This window comes from Luteimicrobium subarcticum, from assembly GCF_002798015.1.
GTDB classification, from domain to species: domain Bacteria; phylum Actinomycetota; class Actinomycetes; order Actinomycetales; family Cellulomonadaceae; genus Luteimicrobium; species Luteimicrobium subarcticum.
In genome coordinates, this window is sequence record NZ_PGTZ01000009.1 from 185,786 (window position 1) to 209,424 (window position 23,639).

21 protein-coding genes and 2 tRNA genes are annotated in these 23,639 nt (G+C 69.0%); 10 read left to right on the forward strand and 13 right to left on the reverse strand.

Translation table 11 applies throughout. From position 1 onward, the window contains the following. Window positions 1–9 precede the first annotated feature (9 nt). A complete protein-coding gene (locus CLV34_RS11495) occupies window positions 10–753 on the reverse strand; it encodes a DUF881 domain-containing protein (RefSeq protein ID WP_100350453.1) in 744 nt (247 codons plus the stop codon). A gap of 184 nt (window positions 754–937) precedes the next feature. Here CLV34_RS11495 and CLV34_RS11500 point away from each other — a divergent pair, with 184 nt between their 5' ends. Continuing rightward, on the forward strand, window positions 938–1,192 hold the full coding sequence (locus tag CLV34_RS11500; protein ID WP_100350454.1) for a cell division protein CrgA: 255 nt from the start codon (window positions 938–940) through the stop codon (window positions 1,190–1,192). Here the strand turns inward: CLV34_RS11500 and CLV34_RS11505 are convergent. Both CLV34_RS11505 and CLV34_RS11510 read right to left on the reverse strand, forming a co-directional pair. Further along, on the reverse strand, window positions 1,158–2,006 hold the full coding sequence (locus tag CLV34_RS11505; RefSeq protein ID WP_245859190.1) for a rhomboid family intramembrane serine protease: 849 nt from the start codon (window positions 2,004–2,006) through the stop codon (window positions 1,158–1,160). The two genes, CLV34_RS11500 and CLV34_RS11505, sit on opposite strands and share 35 nt — an antisense overlap. Before the next feature lie 190 nt (window positions 2,007–2,196). Continuing rightward, the gene (locus tag CLV34_RS11510; RefSeq protein WP_100350456.1) at window positions 2,197–2,736 is read right to left on the reverse strand and encodes a peptidylprolyl isomerase; all 540 of its coding nucleotides are present in this window, start codon (window positions 2,734–2,736) and stop codon (window positions 2,197–2,199) included. A gap of 91 nt (window positions 2,737–2,827) precedes the next feature. Between CLV34_RS11510 and CLV34_RS11515 the strand changes: the two genes are divergently transcribed. Beyond that, window positions 2,828–3,853 carry a hypothetical protein gene (locus tag CLV34_RS11515; protein WP_100350457.1) on the forward strand — a complete coding sequence of 342 codons (1,026 nt, stop codon included), beginning with the start codon at window positions 2,828–2,830 and terminating at the stop codon, window positions 3,851–3,853. A gap of 60 nt (window positions 3,854–3,913) precedes the next feature. Here the strand turns inward: CLV34_RS11515 and CLV34_RS11520 are convergent. The 10 genes from CLV34_RS11520 to dnaA form a co-directional block, all read right to left on the reverse strand. Next, a tRNA-Ala gene (locus CLV34_RS11520) sits at window positions 3,914–3,986 on the reverse strand. Window positions 3,987–4,022: 36 nt separating this feature from the next. Continuing rightward, window positions 4,023–4,142 (reverse strand): DLW-39 family protein, encoded by a 120-nt coding sequence (locus CLV34_RS16740; RefSeq protein ID WP_211289428.1) that lies wholly within the window; start codon window positions 4,140–4,142, stop codon window positions 4,023–4,025. 23 nt (window positions 4,143–4,165) lie between these two features. Continuing rightward, window positions 4,166–4,242: transfer RNA gene (locus CLV34_RS11525), tRNA-Ile, on the reverse strand. A gap of 153 nt (window positions 4,243–4,395) precedes the next feature. After that, window positions 4,396–5,175 (reverse strand): DUF3566 domain-containing protein, encoded by a 780-nt coding sequence (locus CLV34_RS11530; RefSeq protein WP_245859191.1) that lies wholly within the window; start codon window positions 5,173–5,175, stop codon window positions 4,396–4,398. Window positions 5,176–5,180: 5 nt separating this feature from the next. After that, entirely contained in the window at window positions 5,181–7,745 is a 2,565-nt protein-coding gene (gene gyrA, locus CLV34_RS11535) for a DNA gyrase subunit A (RefSeq protein WP_245859202.1), read from the reverse strand. 185 nt (window positions 7,746–7,930) lie between these two features. Continuing rightward, window positions 7,931–9,991 carry a DNA topoisomerase (ATP-hydrolyzing) subunit B gene (gene gyrB, locus CLV34_RS11540; RefSeq protein ID WP_100350458.1) on the reverse strand — a complete coding sequence of 687 codons (2,061 nt, stop codon included), beginning with the start codon at window positions 9,989–9,991 and terminating at the stop codon, window positions 7,931–7,933. A 149-nt stretch (window positions 9,992–10,140) separates the two neighbouring features. Then, window positions 10,141–10,647, reverse strand: coding sequence for a DciA family protein (locus tag CLV34_RS11545; protein ID WP_100350566.1), 507 nt, complete (start codon window positions 10,645–10,647; stop codon window positions 10,141–10,143). Between the two features lie 73 nt (window positions 10,648–10,720). After that, on the reverse strand, window positions 10,721–11,959 hold the full coding sequence (gene recF / locus CLV34_RS11550; RefSeq protein WP_100350459.1) for a DNA replication/repair protein RecF: 1,239 nt from the start codon (window positions 11,957–11,959) through the stop codon (window positions 10,721–10,723). Between the two features lie 27 nt (window positions 11,960–11,986). After that, window positions 11,987–13,117, reverse strand: a complete 1,131-nt coding sequence (gene dnaN / locus CLV34_RS11555; RefSeq protein WP_100350460.1) for a DNA polymerase III subunit beta — start codon at window positions 13,115–13,117, stop codon at window positions 11,987–11,989. 501 nt (window positions 13,118–13,618) lie between these two features. Continuing rightward, entirely contained in the window at window positions 13,619–15,358 is a 1,740-nt protein-coding gene (dnaA, locus tag CLV34_RS11560; protein ID WP_100350461.1) for a chromosomal replication initiator protein DnaA, read from the reverse strand. A 508-nt stretch (window positions 15,359–15,866) separates the two neighbouring features. Between dnaA and rpmH the strand changes: the two genes are divergently transcribed. The 8 genes from rpmH to CLV34_RS11600 all read left to right on the forward strand — a co-directional run bounded on the left by rpmH (window position 15,867) and on the right by CLV34_RS11600 (window position 23,535). Continuing rightward, window positions 15,867–16,004, forward strand: coding sequence for a 50S ribosomal protein L34 (rpmH, locus tag CLV34_RS11565; RefSeq protein ID WP_100350567.1), 138 nt, complete (start codon window positions 15,867–15,869; stop codon window positions 16,002–16,004). Window positions 16,005–16,015: 11 nt separating this feature from the next. Then, the gene (gene rnpA / locus CLV34_RS11570; protein ID WP_100350462.1) at window positions 16,016–16,369 is read left to right on the forward strand and encodes a ribonuclease P protein component; all 354 of its coding nucleotides are present in this window, start codon (window positions 16,016–16,018) and stop codon (window positions 16,367–16,369) included. A gap of 4 nt (window positions 16,370–16,373) precedes the next feature. Further along, a complete protein-coding gene (gene yidD, locus CLV34_RS11575; RefSeq protein WP_100350463.1) occupies window positions 16,374–16,670 on the forward strand; it encodes a membrane protein insertion efficiency factor YidD in 297 nt (98 codons plus the stop codon). Between the two features lie 35 nt (window positions 16,671–16,705). Next, a complete protein-coding gene (gene yidC, locus CLV34_RS11580; RefSeq protein ID WP_100350464.1) occupies window positions 16,706–17,809 on the forward strand; it encodes a membrane protein insertase YidC in 1,104 nt (367 codons plus the stop codon). A 34-nt stretch (window positions 17,810–17,843) separates the two neighbouring features. Next, window positions 17,844–18,335 (forward strand): Jag family protein, encoded by a 492-nt coding sequence (locus tag CLV34_RS11585; RefSeq protein WP_100350465.1) that lies wholly within the window; start codon window positions 17,844–17,846, stop codon window positions 18,333–18,335. A 967-nt stretch (window positions 18,336–19,302) separates the two neighbouring features. After that, window positions 19,303–19,971, forward strand: coding sequence for a 16S rRNA (guanine(527)-N(7))-methyltransferase RsmG (gene rsmG / locus CLV34_RS11590; protein ID WP_100350466.1), 669 nt, complete (start codon window positions 19,303–19,305; stop codon window positions 19,969–19,971). Window positions 19,972–20,028: 57 nt separating this feature from the next. Then, window positions 20,029–22,032 (forward strand): AAA family ATPase, encoded by a 2,004-nt coding sequence (locus CLV34_RS17280; RefSeq protein ID WP_342747222.1) that lies wholly within the window; start codon window positions 20,029–20,031, stop codon window positions 22,030–22,032. A 411-nt stretch (window positions 22,033–22,443) separates the two neighbouring features. Then, on the forward strand, window positions 22,444–23,535 hold the full coding sequence (locus CLV34_RS11600; protein WP_342747223.1) for a ParB/RepB/Spo0J family partition protein: 1,092 nt from the start codon (window positions 22,444–22,446) through the stop codon (window positions 23,533–23,535). The last annotated feature ends 104 nt before the right edge of the window (window positions 23,536–23,639 follow it).

The window sequence follows — 23,639 nt, forward strand, 5'->3', positions numbered from 1 at the left end:
CGCCGACGCTCAGTCCGAGCCGAAGACGTCGGTGCCGGACGGGACGGTCGCGTGCTCGAGAGTGGCGGCGGAAGCGGCCGGCATGTCGAGGGACTTCTTGTCGGTGACCTTCCAGCCGAGGTCGACCGCGTCGACGTACTGCTTGTAGATCGCGATCTGGGGTGACGCGTCGAGCGCCCCACGCATCGCGGCGGGGTCGCCGATCGCGGTGACGGTGAACGGTGGCGAGTAGAGGCGTCCACCCAGGGACAGGACGTTGCCGACGCAGCGGAACGCAGTCGTCGCCGTGACCCGCTGGTCCTCGAGCATCATCGCCTCGGCCCCGCCCGCCCACAGAGCGTTGATGACCGCCTGCATGTCCTGCTGGTGCACCACGAGGTCGTCGACGGTGATGCCGGGTGGGTAGTTGCCGGTCTGCGGGGCGTCGGACAGCGCAACCGTCAGACCCCCGCCGGTCACAGGCACCAGGCCGGCTTCCACGTCAGCCGGTGCCATGACCTTCGGATCGCCGGTGGGGATGCTCGCCGAGCCCGCCTGGGACAACGTGTCGACCTGACCCTGCAGGTCGTCCACCTGGCCCTGCAGGCGCCCCACCTCGTCCGACTCGGCCTGCACGAGCTGTGACAGGTCCTGCGGGTGCCGCGCCTGGGTGCCGCGGGCCAGCTCCGCGCTGGCGGTGAAGAGCAGACCGGCGAGCGCGAGGACGAGAGCCACGCTGACGGCAGCGCGCACCCGGGGTCGGCGGCGGATCACGGCGGGTCTCCTCCGGAGGGTCGTCGGTCGCGGACGGCGTCAGTCCGTCTGTCGTCGGTCCCGGCGGCTGTCCTCGGTCATTGTCGCAGGCCGCTACCCTAAGGGGGCGCGGCGCTGACGACGGTGCCGTCTCGGTGCGGTCGCCATCGCACGGAGCATTATCTGGGAGAACGAGGATCACGACGTGCCCGAGTCGAAGCGCCGCAAGAAGGCCCACCACGACGCCCCCGCGATCTCGCACAAGGCCGACGCAGCGAACCCTCAGTGGTTCGCACCGGTCGTGTTCGGCCTGATGATCATGGGCCTGGTGTGGGTCGTGCTGTTCTACCTGACGTCCGGCAAGGCGGACCTCCCGATCCCGGCGATCGGTCGCTGGAACCTTGCGGTCGGTTTCGCGCTGATGCTCACCGGTTTCGGGATGCTGACCCGCTGGAAGTGACCCACCTGTCGCGCTCGACCCTTCGTCCCCAGCGGTGGATGAAGGTGTGGATAACGACAGCGGTGTAACTCACCCACCCGGCTGCGGCGGGGGCCGCGCCCCCTGCGTAGAACACGTGCGACACGGACGCGTACCGCGCCTGGATGAGCACCACCAGCAGCACGACGGCCACGCCGCAGCCGATCCACGACACCAGCATCGCCCGGTCGCGGGGCGCGTAGGCGAAGACGAACCCGAGGGCGAGCCCCATCACGAGGCCGCCCAGATGCGCCTGCCACGCGACGTTCGCGATGACGAAGCCGAGCACGAAGTTCAGCACGATGAGACCGATCATCTGCGTGCCCTGCATCCCGGCCCGGCGCAGCACGGGGACGGCCGCGCCGAACAGGCCGAACACGGCGCCGGACGCCCCGATGGCCGCCGTCCGCCACGACGCGTCCGTGGGGGAGGCCAGCAGCAGCACGCCGACCGACCCTGCCAGGGCACAGATCAGGTACAGCGCGAGGAACCGGGCACGGCCGAGCAGCGGCTCGAGGAACTGCCCCATGAGCCACAGCGCGTACATGTTGAGCAGGATGTGCAGGACGTTGTCCGAGTGCAGGAACGTCGTCGTGAGCATCCGCCACGGCTCGGCGTGACCGATCGCGGGCCAGAACGCCCACCGCTCGGTCCAGCTCCCGCCCGTGGCGAGCTGCAGGACCCAGCTCACCACGCAGATCCCGATGAGGGTCAGCGTGACGACGGGACGGCCGCCACGGACCGTGGTGCCGAGCGGGTTCTTGGCGGCCCGGACGTTCCGGCTGCCCTCGCGCACGCAGTCGACGCACTGGACACCCACCGCGGCGGGACGCTGGCACTCCGGGCACGCTGGCCGGCCGCAGCGCTGGCAGCGCACGTACGACACCCGGTCCGGGTGGCGGGGGCAGACGGGCGCGGGGGTGTCGCCGCCGGGCAGCGGCGCGCCGAGCGGCGGCTGCCCGGGCGGCGGCGTCGTGCTGATGGGGTCAGTCCTCGATCGTGACCGACTGGATCACGACGTCCTGGACCGGACGGTCGCCAGGACGCACGGGCGTCGTCCCGATGGCGTCGACGACGGCCTTGCTCTCGTCGTCCGCGACGCGGCCGAAGATGCTGTGCTTGCCGTTGAGCCACGGGGTGGCGACGGTCGTGACGAAGAACTGCGAACCGTTGGTGCCCTGGGTCTCGCCCGTCACGGGGTTGCGGCGCTTGCCGGCGTTCGCCATCGCGAGCAGGTAGGGCTGGTCGAACACGAGCTCCGGGTGGATCTCGTCGTCGAACGTGTAGCCGGGGCCGCCGGTGCCGGTGCCCAGCGGGTCGCCACCCTGGATCATGAAGCTGTCGATGACGCGGTGGAAGATCGTGCCGTCGTAGAGCGCGTCGTTCCGCTCGGCGCCGGTGCGCGGGTCGGTCCAGGTCTTCGACCCGGTCGCGAGGCCCGTGAAGTTCGCGACCGTCTTCGGCGCGTGGTTCTCGAGCAGCTCGATGCGGATGTCACCGGACGTGGTGTGAAGGGTTGCGAACATGGTGGCATTCTCGCACGCGCGAGTGGTCGGGGGCGGTGGCAGAGTGAACCCTGATGCCACTGTAGGAACCGCACCCGAGCGAGGGAGCCCCATGCTGAAGAACGCCTCGAAGAACGTCCAGAAGGGCGTCAGCGACGCTGTCGACCACATCGACGCCGAACGGATCAAGGAGCAGGCCGCGGACGCCGCGGCCGCGCTCGCCGACGCGAGCGCGCAGGCCGGTCACGCCGCGCAGAACTTCGCCGGCCAGGCCAAGGACGCGGCCTCCGCGGCGAAGGACTGGACAGCACCACGGGTCGAGGCCCTCCTGGAGTGGCTGCGCCCACGTCTCGAGGACGCGTACCGCAGCAGCGTCCAGGCCGCGGCGCCCCAGGTCGAGAAGGCCGCCGAGAAGGCAGGCCCGGCGATCGACTCCGCCCACGACAGGATCGTCGACGACCTCATCCCGAGGCTGGTCGAGAGGATCAACGCTGCGGCCGCGGCAGCGGGGGACAGCACCGGGCGCGCCACGGCGGCCGGCCTCGCCGCGGGCGCCGACGCCATCCAGAAGACGCCCGACCTCGTGGCCTCGGCCGCCCGGTCGGCCGCCGCCTCGGTGTCGGACGGGTCGATCTTCGTCGTCGAGGAGAAGAAGTCCCACAAGAAGTGGTGGTTCCTGCTCTTCGGTGCGGCCATCGGGGCCGGTGTCGTGGCCTGGCGCCGCTCGCGGCCCCAGGTCGACCCGTGGGCGGAGCCCGTGGACGTGCCGAGCCACAGCTTCGACGCGCTCGTCGAGAACACCAAGGACGCGGCGTCCGACGCGGCGGACAGCATCGGCGAGGCCGCGGGCTCGGCGGTCGCCAAGGGGCGCGACGTCGCCGGAAAGGTCGCCGACCAGGTTCAGGAGACGACCGAGGACCTCACGGCCAAGGCGTCCGACGCGGTCGACAAGGCGGTCGCGGCGACCAAGAAGGCGACCACCAAGGCCCGCTCCACCGCGAGCCGGTCGGCGGACAAGGCCGAGGACGCCGCAGAGGACGCCGGCGACGCCGCCCACGCGAAGGTCGAGGACGCCGCTGACGCGGCGACCGAGACCCTGTCGGGTGTCGAGAACGACGGTGACAAGCCGGCTGGCTGACACCACCCGCACAACGGCGAAGGCCGGGACCGACGACTGTCGGTCCCGGCCTTCTGCCGGTGGAGCCAAGGGGACTCGAACCCCTAACCCCCTGCTTGCAAAGCAGGTGCGCTACCAATTGCGCCATGGCCCCGCGCTGTGCCCCGGGTCGTGCACCAGGGGCGTCCGATCACTCGAAGGTGTCGGTGACCTCAGCCCAGAGATCGCGCGCGTCATCCTGGTCGGACAGCTTGCGCCAGACGATGATCCCCGCACCCACGGCGATCAGGAGCAGCAGGAGCTTCTTCATACGTCCCCCCTCGATGGGTTCGGTGGTGGGCCTAAGAGGACTTGAACCTCTGACCTCTTCCTTATCAGGGAAGCGCTCTAACCGTCTGAGCTATAGGCCCGTTCGCACGATCCGGACCCCGTGGAAGAACCAGTGAGTCGCGGTGTGGCGGCGCTTGAGACTACCCCATCCGAGGGTCCCCTCCCAAACCGGCGGGGTGCGGCGGGCCCGGGTGGAGGGACCCGCCGCGTGGTCTGCCGGGGTCGGCCGATCGTCAGTCGTCCGTCAGCGTGACGTGCACGCCGCCGACCAGCGCGGACGTGATGTTGTAGAGAAACGCCCCGAGAGTCGCGAGAGCGGTGATCAGCACGATGTTGATGACCGCGATGACGACGGAGAACGACATCGTCCGGCTGAACGCGACGTACTGGAGGACGTTCACCGTGGTGTCGTCTCCCACGATGCTCTTGACCTGCGCGTCGATGTCGGCGAACAGGTGCATCCCGTTGAGCACGGACCACACCACGGCCGTTGCCACGACCGTGATGATCCCGACGGCGATCGACAGCAGGAACGCCATCTTGGCGACCGACCACGGGCTGACGCGCGACACCACGAGCCGCACGCGACGCGGCGTCCCGGGGTCGACGGCGTGCTGCACGGCGGCGGCGCCCGACGTCGTCGCACGCGGCGAGGACGCCTGGCGTGCCTCGGCCGGCTGGTCCGCGGCCGGCTGCCCGTACGCGCTGACGCGGGGCGCGCCGGCAGCGGCGGGCTCGGCTCCGCCGGGCGGCGGCGGCGGGGGAGCCGCGGACTCGCCCGTCACCACAGCGGTCACCGAGCGTGCCGCGCGACGCATCGCGTCCATCGGGGACCGCGCCTCGTCCGCCCGCGGACGCGTCATCTCGTCAGGGGCACCCTGGTCGACCGGACGGACACCCGTCGCGACGCCGCCCGTGGGCGGTGGCGGCACGTCGCCGCGGACGCCGTCCGGGCGGGGCGTCACCGTCTGGGGTGCGATCGCGGGCGGTGCCGCGTGCTTGTCGTCCGTCATCCAGGTCATCCTCGGGTGGTCTCGTCGGCGGATCCAGCAGTGTGCGTGTCGGTCGGGGCGCCGTCGTCGTCAGCGGGGTTTCCGGTGTCCTCCACGGTAGCCCCATCGTCGCCGAGATTGCGCTCGACGTTCCGGGCCACCCCGATGATCCGGTCGCCGTTGTCCGGCTTGGCAAAGTTGACGCCCTGGGTGCTGCGACCGGTCGGGTTGACCTCGGCCACGGCAGACCGGACGATCTTCCCCCGCTCCATGATGACCAGGACCTCGTCGTCACCGTCCACGACGAGTCCCCCCACGAGGTCTCCACGGGACGCTGGCAGGTTGGCCACCTTGATGCCGAGGCCACCGCGGTTCTGGACGCGGTAGTTCTCGACGGTGAGCGCGGTGCGCTTGGCCAGGCCGCCCTCGGTGACGGTGAACAGGAAGGCGTCCTCCCGGACGACGTCGGCGGACAGCAGCTCGTCACCCTCACGGAACTTCATGCCCGTGACACCGGACGTCGCGCGGCCCATCGGACGGAGCGCCTCGTCGGTCGCCGAGAACCGCACCGACTGTCCCTTGCGCGACACCAGCACCAGATCGTCCGACGCGTCGACGAGCAGTGCCGCCACGAGCTCGTCGGGGGCGCCGTCCTCGTCCTCGCGGAGGTTGATCGCGATGAGGCCGCCGGACCGCGGGGAGTTGTAGTCCTGGAGCCGCGACTTCTTGACCAGGCCCGCGCGCGTCGCGAGGACCAGGTACTCGGCGGCGTCGTAGTCGCGCATGTCGAGGACCTGGGCGATCCGCTCGCCCGGCTGGAAGGCCAGCAGGTTCGCGACGTGCTGTCCCTTGGCGTCGCGGCCGCCCTCGGGCAGCTCGTACGCCTTGGCGCGGTACACACGACCCAGGTTGGTGAAGAACAACAGCCAGTGGTGCGTCGTCGTCACGAAGAAGTGGTCGACGATGTCGTCCTCGCGCAGCTGGGCACCCCGGACGCCCTTGCCGCCACGTCGCTGCGAGCGGTAGTTGTCGGACCGGGTGCGCTTGGCGTAGCCGCCGCGCGTGATGGTGACGACCATCTCCTCCTCGGCGATGAGGTCCTCGATGGAGACCTCCCCGTCGTACGGGAGGATCGTGGTGCGTCGCTCGTCGCCGTACCGGGCCACGATCTCGTCGAGCTCCTCGCCCACGATCTCGCGCTGGCGCCGCTCCGACGCGAGGATCGCCCGGTAGCCGACGATCTGGTGCTCGAGCTCGGCGTGCTTGTCGATGATCTCCTGGCGCTGCAGGGCCGCCAGACGACGGAGCTGCATGTCGAGGATCGCGCGCGCCTGCAGGTCGTCGACGTCGAGCAGTGCCATGAGGCCCTCACGGGCCGCGTCCGCGTCGGGGGAGCGGCGGATGAGCGCGATGACCTCGTCGAGCTGGTCGAGCGCCTTGAGCAGACCCGTGTAGATGTGGATCTCGGCCTCGGCCTTGCGCAGCAGGTACGCGGTGCGACGCACCACGACGTCGAGCTGGTGCGTCGTCCAGTGCCGGACGAACGCGTCGATCGACAGCGTGCGGGGCACCCCGTCGACGAGCGCCAGCATGTTGGCGCCGAACGTGTCCTGGAGCTGCGTGTGCTTGTACAGGTTGTTGAGCACGACCTTGGCGACCGCGTCGCGCTTCAGCACGATGACGAGACGCTGGCCGGTGCGGCCGGAGGTCTCGTCCTTGATGTCGGCGATGCCCTGGACGCGGTTCTCGCGGACCATCTGGGCGATCTTCTCGGCCAGGTTGTCGGGGTTGACCTGGTACGGCAGCTCGGTGACCACGAGGCACGTGCGGCCGTGGATCTCCTCGACCTCGACCACCGCGCGCATGGTGATCGAGCCACGACCGGTGCGGTACGCGTCCTCGATGCCGCGGTGCCCGAGGATCGTCGCCGCGGTGGGGAAGTCCGGGCCCTTGATCCGGACGAGCAGCGCCTCCAGGAGCTCCTCGCGCGACGCCTCCGGGTGGTCGAGGTGCCAGTGCACGCCCTCGGCGACCTCGCGCAGGTTGTGCGGCGGGATGTTGGTCGCCATGCCGACGGCGATGCCGGCCGAGCCGTTCACCAGCAGGTTCGGGAACCGCGCCGGCAGGACGACGGGCTCCTGCGTCTTGCCGTCGTAGTTGTCCTGGAAGTCGACGGTGTCCTTGTCGATGTCGCGGACCATCTCCATGGCCAGCGGCGCCATGCGGCACTCGGTGTACCGCGGCGCGGCGGCGGGGTCGTTGCCCGGCGACCCGAAGTTCCCCTGACCGGCGACGAGCGGGTAGCGCAGCGACCAGTCCTGCACGAGGCGGACGAGGGCGTCGTAGATCGCCGAGTCGCCGTGCGGGTGGTACTTGCCCATGACGTCACCGACGACGCGGGAGCACTTGTTGTAGCCGCGGTCGGGGCGGTAGCCGCCGTCGTACATCGCGTAGAGGACGCGGCGGTGGACCGGCTTGAGGCCGTCCTTCACGTCCGGGAGGGCGCGCGAGACGATGACGCTCATCGCGTAGTCGAGGAACGACCGCTGCATCTCGGTCTGCAGGTCGACCGGGTCGACCCGACCGTGCAGGACGACCTGTCCGTCTCCGGACGTGTCGACCGTCTGCGGGGTCTCGTTCTCGGGGGTGTCGCTCACGGGGTTCCTCTGCTGTCCGGTGGTGTCACCACCTGTGGTCCGTCCTGGTCGGGAGCGATCTGTACGCCCGATCCCCTCAGATCAGGGGGACCGACGGGTGTTGTACAGACCGAACCGGGCTAGATGTCCAGGAACCTGACGTCCTTCGCGTTGCGCTGGATGAAGCTGCGGCGGGACTCGACGTCCTCGCCCATGAGGATCGAGAAGGTCTCGTCCGCGGTCGCGGCGTCGTCCATCGTGACCTGCAGGAGCGTGCGGTGCTCCGGGTCCATGGTCGTGTCCCAGAGCTCGGAGTAGTCCATCTCACCGAGACCCTTGTACCGCTGGATGCCGTTGTCCTTCGGGAGACGCTTGCCGTGCGCCTGGCCCTCCGCCACGATCGCGTCGCGCTCCCGGTCCGAGTACACGTAGTCGTGGTCCGCGTTCGACCACTTGATGCGGTACAGGGGCGGCTGCGCGAGGAACACGTGACCGTGCTCGATCAGCGGACGCATGTACCGGAACAGCAGCGTGAGCAGCAGCGTGCAGATGTGCTTGCCGTCGACGTCGGCATCCGCCATCAGGACGATCTTGTGATACCGCAGCTTCGCGATGTCGAAGTCCTCGCCGATCCCGGTCCCGAACGCCGTGATGAGCGCCTGGACCTCCTGGTTCGACAACGCCTTGTCGAGGCGTGCGCGCTCGACGTTGAGGATCTTGCCGCGGATCGGGAGGATCGCCTGGTTGTGCGGGTTGCGGCCGCGGACCGCGGAGCCGCCGGCCGAGTCACCCTCGACGATGAAGACCTCGCAGTCCTCCGGACGGTTCGACTGGCAGTCCTTGAGCTTGCCGGGCATGCCGCCCGACTCGAGCAGGCCCTTGCGACGGGTCGCCTCACGCGCCTTGCGGGCCGCCACGCGCGCCGCCGACGCCTGGATCGCCTTGCGGATCACCTCGCGCGCCTCGTTCGGGTGCGAGTCGAGCCAGTCGCCCAGCTGGTCGTTGACGATCCGCTGGACGAACGTCTTCGCCTCGGTGTTGCCGAGCTTGGTCTTCGTCTGGCCCTCGAACTGCGGCTCGCCGAGCTTGATCGAGATGACGGCCGTCAGACCCTCACGGATGTCGTCGCCCGTGAGGTTGTCGTCCTTCTCCTTGATGATGCCCTTGTCGCGGGCGTACCGGTTGACCAGCGAGGTCAGTGCCGCCCGGAAGCCCTCCTCGTGCGTGCCTCCCTCGGTCGTCGCGATCGTGTTCGCGTATGTGTAGACGGACTCCGAGTAGGCGCTCGTCCACTGCATCGCGATCTCGACGGAGATCTTGCGCTCGGTGTCCTCGGACTCGAAGTCGATGACGTCCGGGTGGACCACCTCGATGCGCTTCGCCGAGTTCAGGTGCTTGACGTAGTCGACGAGCCCGCCCTCGTACTTGTACGTGACGGTGCGCGACGTCGGTGCCTCCACCTCGTCGTCGGCCGCCGCGACCTCGTCGGCCACGGTCTCCTGGTGCCCGCTGCGCTCGTCCGTGAGCGTGATCTGCAGACCCTTGTTGAGGAAAGCCATCTGCTGGAACCGGGAGCGGAGCGTCTCGAAGTCGTACTCGGTGGTCTCGAAGATCGAGTCGTCCGCCCAGAACGTCTGCGTCGTCCCGGTCGCGTCGGGGTCGGTCATCGGAGCGAGGCGCTCGAGCTCACCCACGGGCTTGCCACCCTCGGCGAACGCCTGACGCCAGTGGTAGCCGTCGCGGCGCACCTCGGTGACCATGCGCGTCGACAGGGCGTTCACGACGGACATGCCGACGCCGTGCAGACCACCCGAGACCGCGTAGCCGCCGCCGCCGAACTTGCCGCCCGCGTGGAGGATCGTCATGACGACCTCGACCGTCGGTCGGCCCTCGGTCGGGTGGATCGCGACGGGGATGCCGCGGCCGTCGTCGACCACCCGCACCCCGCCGTCGGCGAGCAGCGTGATGTCGATCGCCGTGCAGTACCCCGCCAGCGCCTCGTCGACCGAGTTGTCCACGATCTCGTAGACCAGGTGGTGCAGACCCCGCTCGCCGGTCGAGCCGATGTACATGCCCGGACGCTTGCGAACCGCCTCCAGGCCCTCGAGGACGGTGATGTTCCCCGCGTCGTACGTGCTGTCCTTGGCCTTGCCGGCGGTGTTCCCGGTCGTCTCCGTCACGTGCGCAACCGCTCCCGTCATGGCTCGCGCGTGGTCGTCAACCCTCGGTCGAATCCAGGGGAACCACGCGCGAATGTGCTCATGACAGTCTACCGGTGAACCGCAGGAACGCGGCCCGGAACGGGCTTATCCACAAGGATCTCCACAAGGACTTCGCGACGGTCGGAGGATCAGCCCCACGTGTCGCGCGGCCCGCGTCCCTTCACCGACTTCGGGCCCCTGCGGAACGACCTCCCGGCCGGCCCGAGCACCCGGACCTCCGTCACCACGCCCTGGCCCACCTCGGACCCCAGCAGCTCGAGCAGACGCGGCACCAGCAGGCGCACCTGGGTAGCCCACGCGGACGAGTCCGTCCGGACCGTCAGCACCTTGTCCTCGAACGTCTCGGGCACGCAGTGGTCGGCGACCTGGTCGCCCACGATCTCGCGCCACCGGCCGATCACCCCGCCGACCGACACCTCCTCGACCCAGCCGCGGGTCTGCAGCAGATGGGCCATCACCGACCCGAGGAGCTGAGGATCACGGCCGTCGCGCCCGGTGCCCGTTCGCGGGTCCGCCATCGACGCGCGGCGCGGTGCCCCCGGCCGGAGCCCTTTCGCCCGGGCCGCGGCGCGCGCCCGAGCGAGCGCGTCCCGGGCGAGCTGCTCCGGGCCGGCGAGGTCCGCACGCTCGTGCACCGGGCGGGTGTCCCGGGGCCGGTCTGTCCCCGGACCGTCGTCCGGCCCGTCGCCACGACCGTCGTCCGGCGCGTCAGGCAGCACGGGTCACCACGCTGCGCAGGACGTCGAACCGCGCGCCGTCGAGCAGCTCGGGGACGTCCTGGCCCACGGCGGCCGTGACGAGCACCTGGCGGGCGTCCGCGACGAGCTCCGCCAGCCGCTCCCGACGGCGGACGTCGAGCTCCGCGAAGACGTCGTCGAGCACGAGGACCGGCTCGCTGTCCTCCGCCCAGCCGCCCGCGAGCGGGTCGTCCGGCAGGGGGGTGCCGTCCGCAGCCGTCAGCGCGGGCACACCGTGCGTCAGCACGCGGTACGACGCGAGCCGGAGCGCGAGCGCGAACGACCACGACTCGCCGTGGCTCGCGTAGCCCTTCGCCGGCAAGCCGCCGAGGCGCAGCTCCACGTCGTCGCGGTGCGGACCGACCAGGCACACCCCGCGCTCGAGCTCCTTGGGGCGTGCGGCCACCAGGGCAGCGAGCAGACGCTGCTCGACCGCGGCTGCACCGTCCGCTGCGACGACCACGGAGTCGTCCAGGGACGGGCCGGCTGCCACCACCGACGGCCGGTAGCGGACCGCCGCCTCCGACTGTCCCGCGCTGACCTGCTCGTACGCCGCCTGGACGTCCGGGGCGAGCGCGTCGACGAGGCGCGCGCGGAGCACCGTGATCTGGGCGCCGAGGGCCGCCAGCTTCGCGTCCCACACGTCGAGCGTGGACAGGTCGGTCGCGGCCTCGTCCGCGGAGCGCCGGAAGCGTCCGCGGCCGCCAGCCGACTTCAGCAGCGCCGAGCGTTGCCGCACCACCTTGTCGTAGTCCTGCAGCACCCCGGCCATGCGGGGGACCAGCAGGACCGTCAGCTCGTCGAGGAAGCGCCGGCGACCCTCTGGGTCTCCCTTGACGAGCGCGAGGTCCTCCGGGGCGAACAGCACCGTGCGGACGAGCCCGAGGACGTCCCGCGGGCGCGGCACCGGCGACCGGTTGACGCGGGCCCGGTTCGCACGACCCGCGACGAGCTCCAGGTCGATCGTGCTCGCACGGTCACCCCGCACGACGCGGGCCCTGATGACGGCTCGTGACGCACCCGCCCGGATCAGTGCGGCGTCCGTCGGCGCCCGGTGGCTGCCCAGCGTCGCCAGGTAGCCGACGGCCTCCACGAGGTTCGTCTTGCCCTGACCGTTCGGTCCGACGAGGACGTTGACCCCGGGCTCGAGCTCGATGTCCGCCGACTCGTACGAACGGAAGTCGGTCAACGACAGGTGCGAGACGTACATCGGGCCGTGCGGACGCGTCGGCGCGCGTCAGCTCGCGAAGCGGATGGGGACGAGGAGGTAGCGGTAGTCCCCGAGGTCGCCGCCGTCGATCTCGTGCTGACCGGTGAACTCCACGGGCTTGTTCGGGTGCGTGAAACCGAAGCGGACGTACTCGGTGCCGAGCGCACCCAGACCGTCGAGAAGGAACTGCGGGTTGAACGCGACCGAGATGTCCTCGCCCTCGAGCCGGGCCTCCAGGACCTCCGACGCCTGTGCGTCGTCGCCCTGGCCGGCGTCGAGCACGACCTGCCCCTCGGTGAACGACAGGCGGATCGCCGTGTTGCGCTCAGCGACCAGCGACACGCGCTTGGCTGCGTCGATGAGCGCGGCGGACGCCACGACCGCGTGGATCGGCGTCTCGTCGGGGAACAGGCGCCGCACGGGCGGGTAGTCGCCGTCCACGAGCAGCGACGTCGTCTGCCGGCCCCCGGCCTCGAAACCGATCATGTCGACGCCCTGGCCGGACGACAGGGCGACCGAGACGGCTCCCGCGCTGCCGAGCGACCTGGCGACGTCCGAGAGCGTCCTGGCGCGCACCAGGGCGACCGTCGAGATCTCCGGCCAGCTGGGCTTCCAGGTGAACTCCTTGAGCGCCAGGCGGTACCGGTCCGTGGCGAGGAACGTGATCTTCTCGCCCTCGATCTCGATCCGGACGCCGGTGAGCAGCGGGAGCGTGTCGTCGCGGCTCGCGGCCACCCCGACCTGAGCGACGGCCTGCGTGAGCAGATCCCCGTCGACGACGCCCGACACCTCGGGCATGGACGGCAGCGCGGGGTAGTCCTCGACAGGCATCGTCAGCAGCGTGAAGCGGCTCGCCCCGCAGGTGACGCTGATCTTGGAGCCCTCGAGGACGACGTCGACCGGCTTGTTGGGCAGCGCCCGGGAGATCTCGGCCAGCAGACGACCCGACACCAGCACACGGCCGGGCTCGGTGACGTCCGCGGGGATCTGCGCCCGGGCGGACACCTCGTAGTCGAAGCTCGCGAGACCCAGCGTGCCCGTCGCGTCGGCCTCGAGCAGGACGCCGGCGAGCACCGGTGCGGGCGGACGCGTCGGGAGCGTGCGTGCGGTCCAGGTGACGGCCTCCGCGAGGACGTCACGCTCCACCCTGAACTTCATGTCACTCCTTCGAACCGCCGGATCCTGGAGTGAACCCTACGCGAGTCGAGGGGCAACGGGGCAGGTGCGCGCCGGTGGGTCGAGGTGTCGGCGAGCTGGGGACGGTCGGGGTTTGCTCGAGGGCGGCTCGTCGGCCGGATCGCCTGATGAAGGCGTGCTGGATCCCTCTTCCCTAGATAACTGTAGTCATCGTCATAGCCCCTGTGGATCCTGTGGATTACTCCCGTCATCGCAGGTCAGGACCGTTTTCTGCTTGTGGGTCGACCTCGGGACAGGGTGTGGAGAGGCTACGAGGCCCTGTGGAGGGCCAATTCTTGTTCACACGCCGTCCACGGGGACGTGGGGTTGGTCCACACCGAGAGGGTGGGATATCCACAGTTATCCACAGGGGCGTCCACACGTGTGAACAACACGGTTGTGAGTAACTCTGTGGACAGAGAGACCCGATCGCGGACCCGCAGAGGGCCGCGATCGGGTCTCGTCCGACGTTCGCACGGGCGGTCAGCCGCGGTGCTGCTGCTTGATCCGGCTCGTCAGCTCCGTGACCTGGTTGTAGGTCGACCGGCGCTCCGCCATCTGCTCGCTGATCTTTCGGTTCGCGTGCATGACCGTCGTGTGGTCCCGTCCGCCGAACTGCTGCCCGATCTTCGGGAGGGACAGGTCTGTCAGCTCCCGGCAGAGGTACATCGCGATCTGCCGGGCCGTCACCAGGACGCGCGACCGCGACGAACCGCACAGGTCGTCGATCGTCAGGCCGAAGTAGGCGGCCGTCTGGGCGATGACGCTCGCCGCCGTGATCTCGCTCGCGTCGTCGTCCGTGATGAGGTCCTTGAGGACGATCTCAGCCAGCGGCAGGTCGACCTGCTGACGGTTGAGGTTCGCGAACGCGGTGACACGGATGAGTGCACCCTCGAGCTCGCGGATGTTGGTCGAGATCCGGCTCGCGATGTACTCGAGCACGTCGTCCGGGGCGTTGAGCCGCTCCTGGATGGCCTTCTTCCGGAGGATCGCGATGCGGGTCTCCAGGTCCGGCGGCTGGACGTCCGTGATGAGACCCCACTCGAAGCGGGACCGGAGCCGGTCCTCGAAGCCGTTGAGCTGCTTCGGCGGCAGGTCGGACGTGATCACCACCTGCTTGTTCGCGTTGTGGAGAGCGTTGAAGGTGTGGAAGAACTCCTCCATCGTCTGTTCCTTACCCTGCAGGAACTGGATGTCGTCGATGAGCAGGACGTCGACGTCCCGGTAGCGCCGCTGGAAGGCGCCCGCCTTGCCCTCGCCGATCGAGTTGATGAAGTCGTTCGTGAACTCCTCCGAGTTCACATAGCGCACCCGCACGTGCGAGTAGAGGTTCTGGGCGTAGTGCCCGATCGCGTGGAGAAGGTGCGTCTTGCCCAGACCCGAGTCGCCGTAGATGAACAACGGGTTGTACGCCTTCGCCGGTGCCTCGGCCACCGCGACCGCCGCCGCGTGGGCGAACCTGTTCGACGCGCCGATGACGAACGTCTCGAAGATGTACTTCGGGTTGAGGCGGGCGTTCTCCGTCGTCGTCGCAGGATCGGCATGACGCGCCGAGTGCGAGCCCGGGCGGCGCGCCTCCGTCGCGGTGTAAGGGTCGTCGTCCCCGTCTGCAGGGGCGGCCGTCGCCGGACGGTCGCGCGCGGGCGCGTCGTCCACGAGCAGCGCCGTGGCGGCATCCGCCCTGTGCGACGGGACGTGGAGCGGGGAGATCTCCGGAGCGAGACCGCGAGCTCCTTGCTCCTGCTCGCGGTCCAGCGGGCGCGGCACGTCGTACGGGCTCGCGTCACGGGATCCCTGCGCGGCGCGGTCGGAGGCGGCGCGGTCCGAGTAGGACGAGCCGAGGGGGAGCGGGCGCGGTGCGGCCGACGTTCCGCTCGTCGGGGCCGGACCGACGCCCCCGCTGCCGGCAGGAGGAGAGGGAAGCGTCGTGACGGAGTCCACCGCGTCCGGCAGCACCAGGTCAGGATCGACCGAGACGGCGATCTTCGGCGGCCACCCGAGGGTGGAGGCCAGCCCCTCGGCCAGCACCTCGCGCAGGTAGGTCTCGACGTAGGTGCGCAGCGCCTCCGTCTGGACCTTGACGAAGAACGTGTCCTCGAGCATCGCCAGAGGCACGACCAAGGACAGGTGGCCGCGCTGCCGCGGAGTCACGTCCGGGGACGCGTCGAGGTGCGCGCGAGCGGCCCCCCAGATCTCGGCGGCTGTGCGGGAGACGTCTGACACGGTGGCGTGGGCCTTTCGCGAGTACGTGGTCGAGCACCGGGCGGGTGCGGCTGGTCCGGGTCGGGAGGCGGGGTTCGGGCTGCGGGGTGCGGTCCTGGGGGGTGCGGGGTCGGGCTGCGGGGGTGTGCCTGGCGCGCTTCGAGTCTTCCATCCGAGGACCTGTCCACATAGTTATCCACAGATTGTGGGCAATGTCGAAGGGGCAGGCCGACGCTCGTCGTCGTAGGCCCGGGCCGGATCCGGGCAGGTGTGGGGAACCGGGATCATCGGGCGGTCTGACGGCTTCCCGGTGTGCAGCCAGGGCGGTCGAGCAGTACTGTCGCAGTTTGACCTCGGGCGGTCCGACCGCGTAGCGTGGTCAAGCCGTCCAGGGCTCTCTTGGCGTGCCTGCGCTGCAGGTCGTCTCTTCGCATCGCGACTCAGCGAACGTGGCATGCGAGCCCGGACCACCGACGTGATTCACCGTGCGCGTGCGATGCCCGTGCACTCCCGACCCATGGAGCACACCGTGACCAAGCGGACCTTCCAGCCGAACAACCGCCGCCGCGCGAAGACTCACGGCTTCCGTCTTCGTATGCGCACCCGTGCCGGCCGCGCCATCCTGGCGTCCCGTCGTCGCAAGGGTCGCGCCGAGCTCTCTGCCTGACCGGCAGCCAGGTGCTGCCTGCGCCGCATCGTCTCCGACGGTCCGACGAGTTCGGAAGGACCGTGCGGCATGGCGTGCGAGCAGGACGGTCGACCTTGGTGGTCCACGTCGCCCCGGATCCGGGGAGCGAGACTGCCAAGGTCGGCTTTGTCGTATCCAAGGCCGTCGGGAACGCCGTGACACGCAACCTCGTGAAGCGACGCCTCCGCGCAGCATCTGCGGACCTTGTCCCAGATCTGACGGAGGTGGCGGTGGTCGTGCGTGCACTCCCGGCGTCGTCCGACGCTCGGTACGACCAGCTCGCCGGCGATCTCCGGTCGGCTGTCGCTGCCGCATACCGGCGCCTTCCGACCGGGCGGGTGTGACCACATGAGCCGCAGTGCCATCTCGCGGGGCTTCACGTTTCCCATCCGTCTGTACCAGCGGTGGGTCTCGCCACTGCGCCCGGCGACCTGCAAGTACTACCCCACGTGCTCGGCCTACGCGGTGGCGTCGGTCGAGGAGCACGGTCCGATCAAGGGATTCGTCCTCGCGGCGTGGCGTCTGCTGCGCTGCAACCCCTGGAGCCGTGGGGGAGTCGACGACGTACCACCCCGCGGAACGTGGCGTTCTCCGACGCTCCACCAGCACGACCCCTCCGAGCACGACCGCCTTCCGGCCGCCTGACCGGCCCTTCTGCACCCTCTGGAGCTCTGGAACGCATGGACACGATCCTCAGACCGATCGAGTGGGTCGTGGCATGGATCATGTATCTCTGCCACGACGTGCTGACGTTCTTCGGTTTCCACGACGGGCCCAGCTTTGCGTGGGTGTTGTCGATCGTCGGGCTCGTGGTTGTCATCCGCATCGCGCTGATGCCCCTCTTCTTCCGTCAGATCAAGGCGTCCCGCGGGATGCAGATGATGCAGCCCGAGCTGCAGGCGATCCAGAAGAAGTACAAGGGCAAGAGCGACCCCGCGTCCCGCGAGGCGTTGTCACGCGAGACCATGGCGTTGTACCGGAAGCACGGCACGAACCCGTTCGCTTCCTGCCTGCCGATCCTGCTGCAGTCGCCGATCTTCTTCGCGCTGTTCCGGGTGCTGCACGGGCTGGGGGACATCTCCACCGGCAAGAAGCCCGCCCTCGGGCCGATCAACGAGAACGTCGCGTCCGACATCGAGCACTCGCAGATCTTCGGGGCGCAGCTCTCCGACGTCTTCCGTACGGCTCCTGATGCGACGGCCAAGATCGCCGCAGCGACCCTGATCGTCGCCATGTGTGCGACCACCTTCTTCACACAGCGTCAGCTGACCATGAAGAACATGCCCAAGGCCGCGCTCGAAGGCCCGATGGCACAGACGCAGAAGCTGATGATGTGGGGCTACCCGTTCGTCTTCGCGATCTCCGGCATCAACTTCCCGATCGGTGTGCTCGTCTACTGGACGACGACGAACCTCTGGTCGATGGGGCAGCAGTTCTACACGATCAAGCGGATGCCGGCGCCGGGCTCCGAGGCCGAGCGCATCTTCAAGGAGAAGAAGGCGGCCCAGGACAAGAAGAAGGGCATCATCCCGGAGGGTCCGCTCGTCATCGAGCAGCAGCCGCGTGGGCAGCGCCAGCAGCCGAAGCGCAAGGACCGCGCCAAGGGCAGTGCTCGTCCCGCTGGAGCAACGACCCCTGCGTCCCCGGTGAATCCTGCCGATGCCTCCGCGGAGACGACGGCCCCGGTCGACGCACCTGCGGGTGACGGCACTGCCGCGAAGCCGACGAGCAACCCAACGGCGCAGCGGCAGCAGCCGAAGAGCGCGAAGCGTCGCAAGAAGTAGTCCGGCTACCGCCGTCCTGACGAGGAGTTCACACATGGCCACGAGTGAAGAAGCCACCCCGACGAGTCGGCTCGAGGAAGAGGGCGACATTGCCGCCGACTACCTCGAGGAGCTCCTCGACATCGCGGATCTGGACGGCGACATCGAGATCGACGTCGAGAACGATCGACCAGCCGTCGAGATCGTGGCCGAAGGGAACGACTCGATCCGCGTCCTGGTCGGCGCATCGGGTGAGGTTCTCGATTCGCTGCAGGAGCTCACGCGGCTTGCCGTGCAGGTGAAGACCGGCGAGCGGAGCCGACTGATGCTCGACGTCGCCGGATTCCGCGCGGATCGGCGTGAGCAGCTCACCGTCATCGCAGCCGATGCCATCGAGCAGGTACAGGGGGGCGCGTCTGAGGTCGCGCTGGAGCCCCTCAACGCCTTTGAGCGCAAGGTCATTCATGACGCCGTGGCCGAGGCCGGCCTTCGGAGCGACTCGCGTGGTGTCGAGCCGTCGCGCTACGTGGTGGTCCTGCCTGCCTGACGGGTAGCGGTTCAGCGGGTGCTGTGTGGTTTCACGTGAAACATGCCTCGGTGGTTGCGTCAAGAGGATGGAGCCGCGCAACGCCGGCACGCTTCAGGTGAAGCAGCGGCCGTGCAGGAGCGTTCTCGTCCCGTGGAGTGCGTGTTTCACGTGAAACGTGGTTGTGGCTCGTGATCTCGCAGCGACCATGCCATGCCGCGACCGCGACCGTGAGCGCGAACGAGAGTGCGGGTTCGCGGCTCCTGCTCCAACGCTGATTCCAAAATCAGCTCCTGGCTCCAGTTGCAGTCCGAACTCGAACTCCTGCCTTGCAAGGTCTGCATCGGTTTGTGTGCGGACCGGGCAGCTCACCTAGATGGCGGCAGCTCCGAAACCGCATGGTCGTGAGCGGGTGATGCCTGGATGCGTCCAATGCTGTCGACTCACATTGTGCGCGGGCACCATGGGTGGGCAGGGGACGCCACGGCCGCGTTGCTGTCAGGTACACGACGGCGCATCACTCGACACGACTGGCAGGCGCTGGCGCGGCCGGGGATCCCTCGTGGGGGCAGCGAGGGCGCCGGACTAGCACACGTTGACACGCCGTCGTGTTTCACGTGAAACGTTCGTGTCCGGGCGACAGTGAGAGATGCGTCGCAACAGGTTGTGCGTCACTCCGATCACCCCCCGTCGAGGGTCGAAGGCACGCCGGCCGCGGGCGTCGGCTCGAGCGGACGTGACGCTCGGGGCAGCGCATCATCACCCGCGTCCACCCGCGTCCACCCGCGTCCACCTGGATCAACTCGTGCCGCATCTCGCCTGGTAGGTCGTGAACTGGCCGTGCGTGGTGGGGCACACGGCTATTCCGCCGGCTTCACAGTCAGCGACGGTGCACAGCAAAGACCCCGGTAGGGGATGATGGGCACATGCTTCGATACCGTGCGCCACGTGTCGGTCCGCGTCTCTTCGGGTCGACAGGAGAGCAGTCATGACCGAGGCAGCTCACCAGCTCGCAGACCGTGAGATCGGGCTCAGTCAAGCGTCGCGTGACTACTTCGGTTTGGCCTTTCCTGCGGTGGAGGCGTTCGCGGACGCCCTAGCCTCGGAAGGCGAGGTCCGCGGGCTGATCGGACCGCGCGAGATCGACCGACTGTGGACGAGGCACCTGTTCAATTCCGCCGCTGTGGTCCCGTTCTTGCCGACATCAGGGGTCATCGCTGACGTCGGATCCGGTGCAGGTCTTCCCGGGATAGTTGTTGCGGCGATGCGCCCTGAGGCTGAGGTCGTCCTGATCGAGCCGATGGATCGACGCTGCGTGTGGCTTCGCTGGGTCGCCGACGAGCTGGGCCTGGAGAATGTCGACGTTCGTCGTGGCCGCGCGGAGGAGTACCACGGCGCCTTCGAGGCCGACGCCGTGACGGCGCGCGCTGTCGCAGCCTTGGACAAGCTGGCGCGCCTCACGCTTCCTCTCCTCGGACGTGGAGGCGTTCTTGTTGCGCTCAAGGGGCGCAGTGCCGAGCAGGAGGTCGCCGCGGCAACGAAGACTCTGCGACGGTTCGGCGGCGGACCAGCCGAGGTGCTGCAAGCCTCGACGATCGAGGGTGTGGACGACACGGTGGTTGTTCGTGTGGCGCGTGAGACCATCAAGGGCTCCTGAGCGGTAGCGTCTCAACTGGACAACCAGGTCGATCAACGGCGTTTCGAGGAGGGCTCTGTGGCACGCGGTGCGGGATGGTTCTCGAGCAAGTTCGGTCGGCACGACAGCCCGGAGTCCACCCCGCACGAGCCCACGCCCGAGTCCCGAGATCCACAACGCGACTCGTTGCCACCGAACAAGGACGACGCGTTCTCGGCGTCGAAGGGCGACGATACGCCCGCGTCCCACACCTCGTCGCCGACGACGCCCCATGATGGATCGTTGCGCCCGTTCGAGCAGCAGGGGGATGATCGCACGGCGGCCGCAGCGTCTGGGTCAGCCGATCGAGCTGCGGAAGGGGTTGGCGAACCCCGTCGTTCGGATGTTCCGGGGGACGCCGAGACGGTGGACGTGCCCCGCGAGACCCAGGCGGTTCATCGCGGGAGCGACGGCGCCTCGGATCACCGAAGCGGACTCGCCGTGGAGATCGCCACGGCACCGGAGAGGGACGAGCCTGCCGGGTCCCGTCCGGCGGATCGGCCCGGCGATGACGTGAGTGGTGCGTCGGTTGCCGAGCCGGCTCTCGAGCCGTCTCAGAATGACAACGCGGTGGCGAACGACGCGTCGACGACTGACGAGGGTGTCCCTCCAACCGCCTCGGTCGCGGCCCTCAGCGACGCTGCCGACACCATGGGCGTGCGCGACGACGCCGATGTTTCACGTGAAACAGCAGCTCTCGCTGCGGCGTCTGCGCCCGTTGATGATGCCGATGTTTCACGTGAAACGGCAGCCGGGTCTGCCGCGTCGGCGCCGGACGGCGACGCAGAGCAGCACCGTGATGGGTCGCTCCCGTCGGTCTGGCTCCGGGCTGCCAGCGCTACCGGGGAGACCGCCGAGCCAGCCCGGGAGGATGTCGACGACCCCGCGTCCTCGACCGCTGTCGAGGCTGTGGAAACTCATTCCGGTCATACACAGCCCTCTGTGGACACAGAGACCAGCATCGCCTCCGATCCGCTAAATTCTGCGGATCTTCCACCTCATGTACCTGGGGACAACATCGTGACCTCTGACGACAACCTGCTCGCTGCACAAGACCAGAGCGACGCTGATCGCCGGGCAGAACTGCTCGCCGCGATGCCCGCGGTGGATGACTCCACACCTCTGGCTGCAGAGCTGGCGCAGGACGTCCGGCGGCGGATCGAGCTTGAAGGCCGGCGGTTCCCTCGTCCTGATCGCACGCGAATCTTCACCGTGGCAAACCAGAAGGGCGGCGTGGGAAAGACCACGTCGACCGTCAACCTGGCGGCAGCACTTGCTAAGGCAGGCATGAATGTCTTGGTGATCGACAACGACCCGCAGGGGAACGCGTCGACGGCGGTCGGGGTTCCGCACCACTCCGGCACGCCGTCGATCTATGAGGTGCTGATCGACGACACCCCGATCGCTGAGGTGGTCCAGGCCTGCCCTGACATTCCGTCGCTCTGGTGCGTGCCAGCCACCATCGACCTGTCCGGTGCCGAGATCGAGCTCGTGTCCGTTGTTTCACGTGAAACACGACTGCGCCGCGCCCTCGACGAGTACCTCTCGCATCGTGTCGAGACAGGCTTGCCGCCGCTCGACTACGTGTTCGTCGACTGCCCGCCGAGTCTTGGGCTTCTCACCGTGAACGCCTTCGTCGTGGGCCGGGAGGTGCTGATCCCCATCCAGTGTGAGTACTACGCCCTTGAGGGGTTGACGCAGCTGCTCAAGACGATCGGCATGATCCAGTCGCACCTCAACCCCGAACTTCACGTCTCGACGATCCTTCTGACCATGTACGACGGGCGGACCAACCTCGCGCAGCAGGTCGCGGACGAGGTCCGTGACCATTTCCCAGAGCAGACGCTCCGTACGACCGTTCCGCGCTCCGTGCGGATCTCGGAAGCGCCGAGCTACGGGCAGACGATCATGACCTACGACCCGTCCTCGACGGGGGCCTTGGCCTATCTCGAGGCTGCACGCGAGATCAGTGATCGACAGCCGGGGCGTCTGCGTGAGGCAGTTGCACAGTCCATGGGTTCCGACGCACGTCAGGAGAACTGAACAATGAAGGAGAAGCGTCGTGGGCTGGGTCGTGGGCTTGGCGCCCTGATCCCGACCAGCAGTGAAGGGGCCCGTCCTGTCGACGTCTTCTTCCCTGCCGCGGAGAAGGAGAGCGCCACCGCGGTGGCGACCATCGATCCGTCAGAGAGCGATTCACTCGAACGTGAGTCACGGGAGCGGGGGATGGCGGACCGTGCCACATTGACGCCGGAGTCGAGCCGTCCCTCAGGAGTGATGAGTTCCTCGACGGGAGAGGACTCAACGGGTGACGGGACCACAGCGTCGCTCGCGGATTCGGACGTCGCCGAGGGATCGGCACTCTCGGACGCCGGTGCCGGCAATGACTCCTCGGGCCGGACAACCAGCACGGACGAGGGCGGAGCCGCGCGCGGTGACGTCGATGACAACGACGTGCAGACGATCGGCGCGACGACGAGCAGCGTGACGGGTGACCACGACTCGGGGGCCGGCCGCGTCGACGGCGACGCATCTGTCACGGACGAGACGGCGGGCGACAAAGCCATCGTCGGGTCGGCGGTCGACGACAGCACCGTGACGTCCGAGGTCCTCGCCGAGGAGGGCACCTCGGAGTCAGGTGCCTCGCCGGTCCCCGGATCCGACGCCCCTGCCTCGATGGCGAACACTGCGGGCCGGAGCAATCCAGAGGGCCTGGTCCCCGTCCCCGGAGCGACCTTCGCTGAGATTCCCGTCGACCTGATTCGCCCGAACGCGCGCCAGCCGCGCACGGTCTTCGACGACGGCGACCTTGACGAGCTGATCGGCTCGATCAGGGAGATCGGTGTCCTGCAGCCGGTGGTGGTCCGTCCGGATCCTGCGGAGCCGGGGGCCTTCGAGCTCATCATGGGCGAGCGTCGGTGGCGTGCTGCGCAGGCGGCCGGCCTGGACGAGGTGCCGGCCATCGTCCGCAGCACGGACGACGAGGACATGCTGCGAGACGCCCTCTTGGAGAACCTGCACCGTAGTGCCCTGAACCCGTTGGAGGAGGCTGCTGCGTATCGCCAGCTGCTGGACGACTTCGGGTGCACGCACGACGAGCTCGCGACGCGGATCTCTCGGTCACGCCCGCAGATCTCGAACACGCTCCGGTTGCTCCGACTGCCGCCGCTGGTGCAGCGGCGGGTCGCGGCGGGTGTGCTCTCGGCGGGGCACGCGCGCGCGCTGCTGGGTCTCACGGACGGCGCCGCGGTGGAGCGTCTTGCGCAGCGGATCGTGTCGGAGGGCTTGTCGGTCCGCGCGACGGAGGAGATCGTGGCGCTCGGCGACGCGGAGGATCGCCCCCGTCGGGCGGCACCGCGTGCGGGTCAGCGCAGCGAGGCCGTGGACCAGCTCGCGGGCCGGCTGTCGGACCGGTTCGAGACGCGGGTGCGAGTCGACCTGGGCAAGGCGAAGGGGCGGGTGACCATCGAGTTCGCGTCGGTCGAGGACCTCAACAGGATCCTCGACGTGATGGCGCCGAACGACCCGGGTCTGCTGAGGCCGTGATCCAGAGCAGGAAGCCCTGGCACCTCATCGAGGTGCCAGGGCTTCCTGTCGTTTGCAGGTGATGCCGCTGTGGTGTGGTCGATACCGCTGTGCCCCGCACGGAC

Bases quoted from the DNA above. Each gene is read 5' to 3' on its own strand.
- CLV34_RS11510 (WP_100350456.1), bottom strand. From the start codon at position 2,736: ATGTTCGCAACCCTTCACACCACGTCCGGTGACATCCGCATCGAGCTG.
- CLV34_RS11515 (WP_100350457.1), top strand. From the start codon at position 2,828: ATGCTGAAGAACGCCTCGAAGAACGTCCAGAAGGGCGTCAGCGACGCT.
- CLV34_RS16740 (WP_211289428.1), bottom strand. From the start codon at position 4,142: ATGAAGAAGCTCCTGCTGCTCCTGATCGCCGTGGGTGCGGGGATCATC.
- CLV34_RS11530 (WP_245859191.1), bottom strand. From the start codon at position 5,175: ATGACGGACGACAAGCACGCGGCACCGCCCGCGATCGCACCCCAGACG.
- gyrB (WP_100350458.1), bottom strand. From the start codon at position 9,991: ATGACGGGAGCGGTTGCGCACGTGACGGAGACGACCGGGAACACCGCC.
- recF (WP_100350459.1), bottom strand. From the start codon at position 11,959: ATGTACGTCTCGCACCTGTCGTTGACCGACTTCCGTTCGTACGAGTCG.
- dnaN (WP_100350460.1), bottom strand. From the start codon at position 13,117: ATGAAGTTCAGGGTGGAGCGTGACGTCCTCGCGGAGGCCGTCACCTGG.
- yidD (WP_100350463.1), top strand. From the start codon at position 16,374: ATGAGCCGCAGTGCCATCTCGCGGGGCTTCACGTTTCCCATCCGTCTG.
- yidC (WP_100350464.1), top strand. From the start codon at position 16,706: ATGGACACGATCCTCAGACCGATCGAGTGGGTCGTGGCATGGATCATG.
- CLV34_RS11585 (WP_100350465.1), top strand. From the start codon at position 17,844: ATGGCCACGAGTGAAGAAGCCACCCCGACGAGTCGGCTCGAGGAAGAG.
- rsmG (WP_100350466.1), top strand. From the start codon at position 19,303: ATGACCGAGGCAGCTCACCAGCTCGCAGACCGTGAGATCGGGCTCAGT.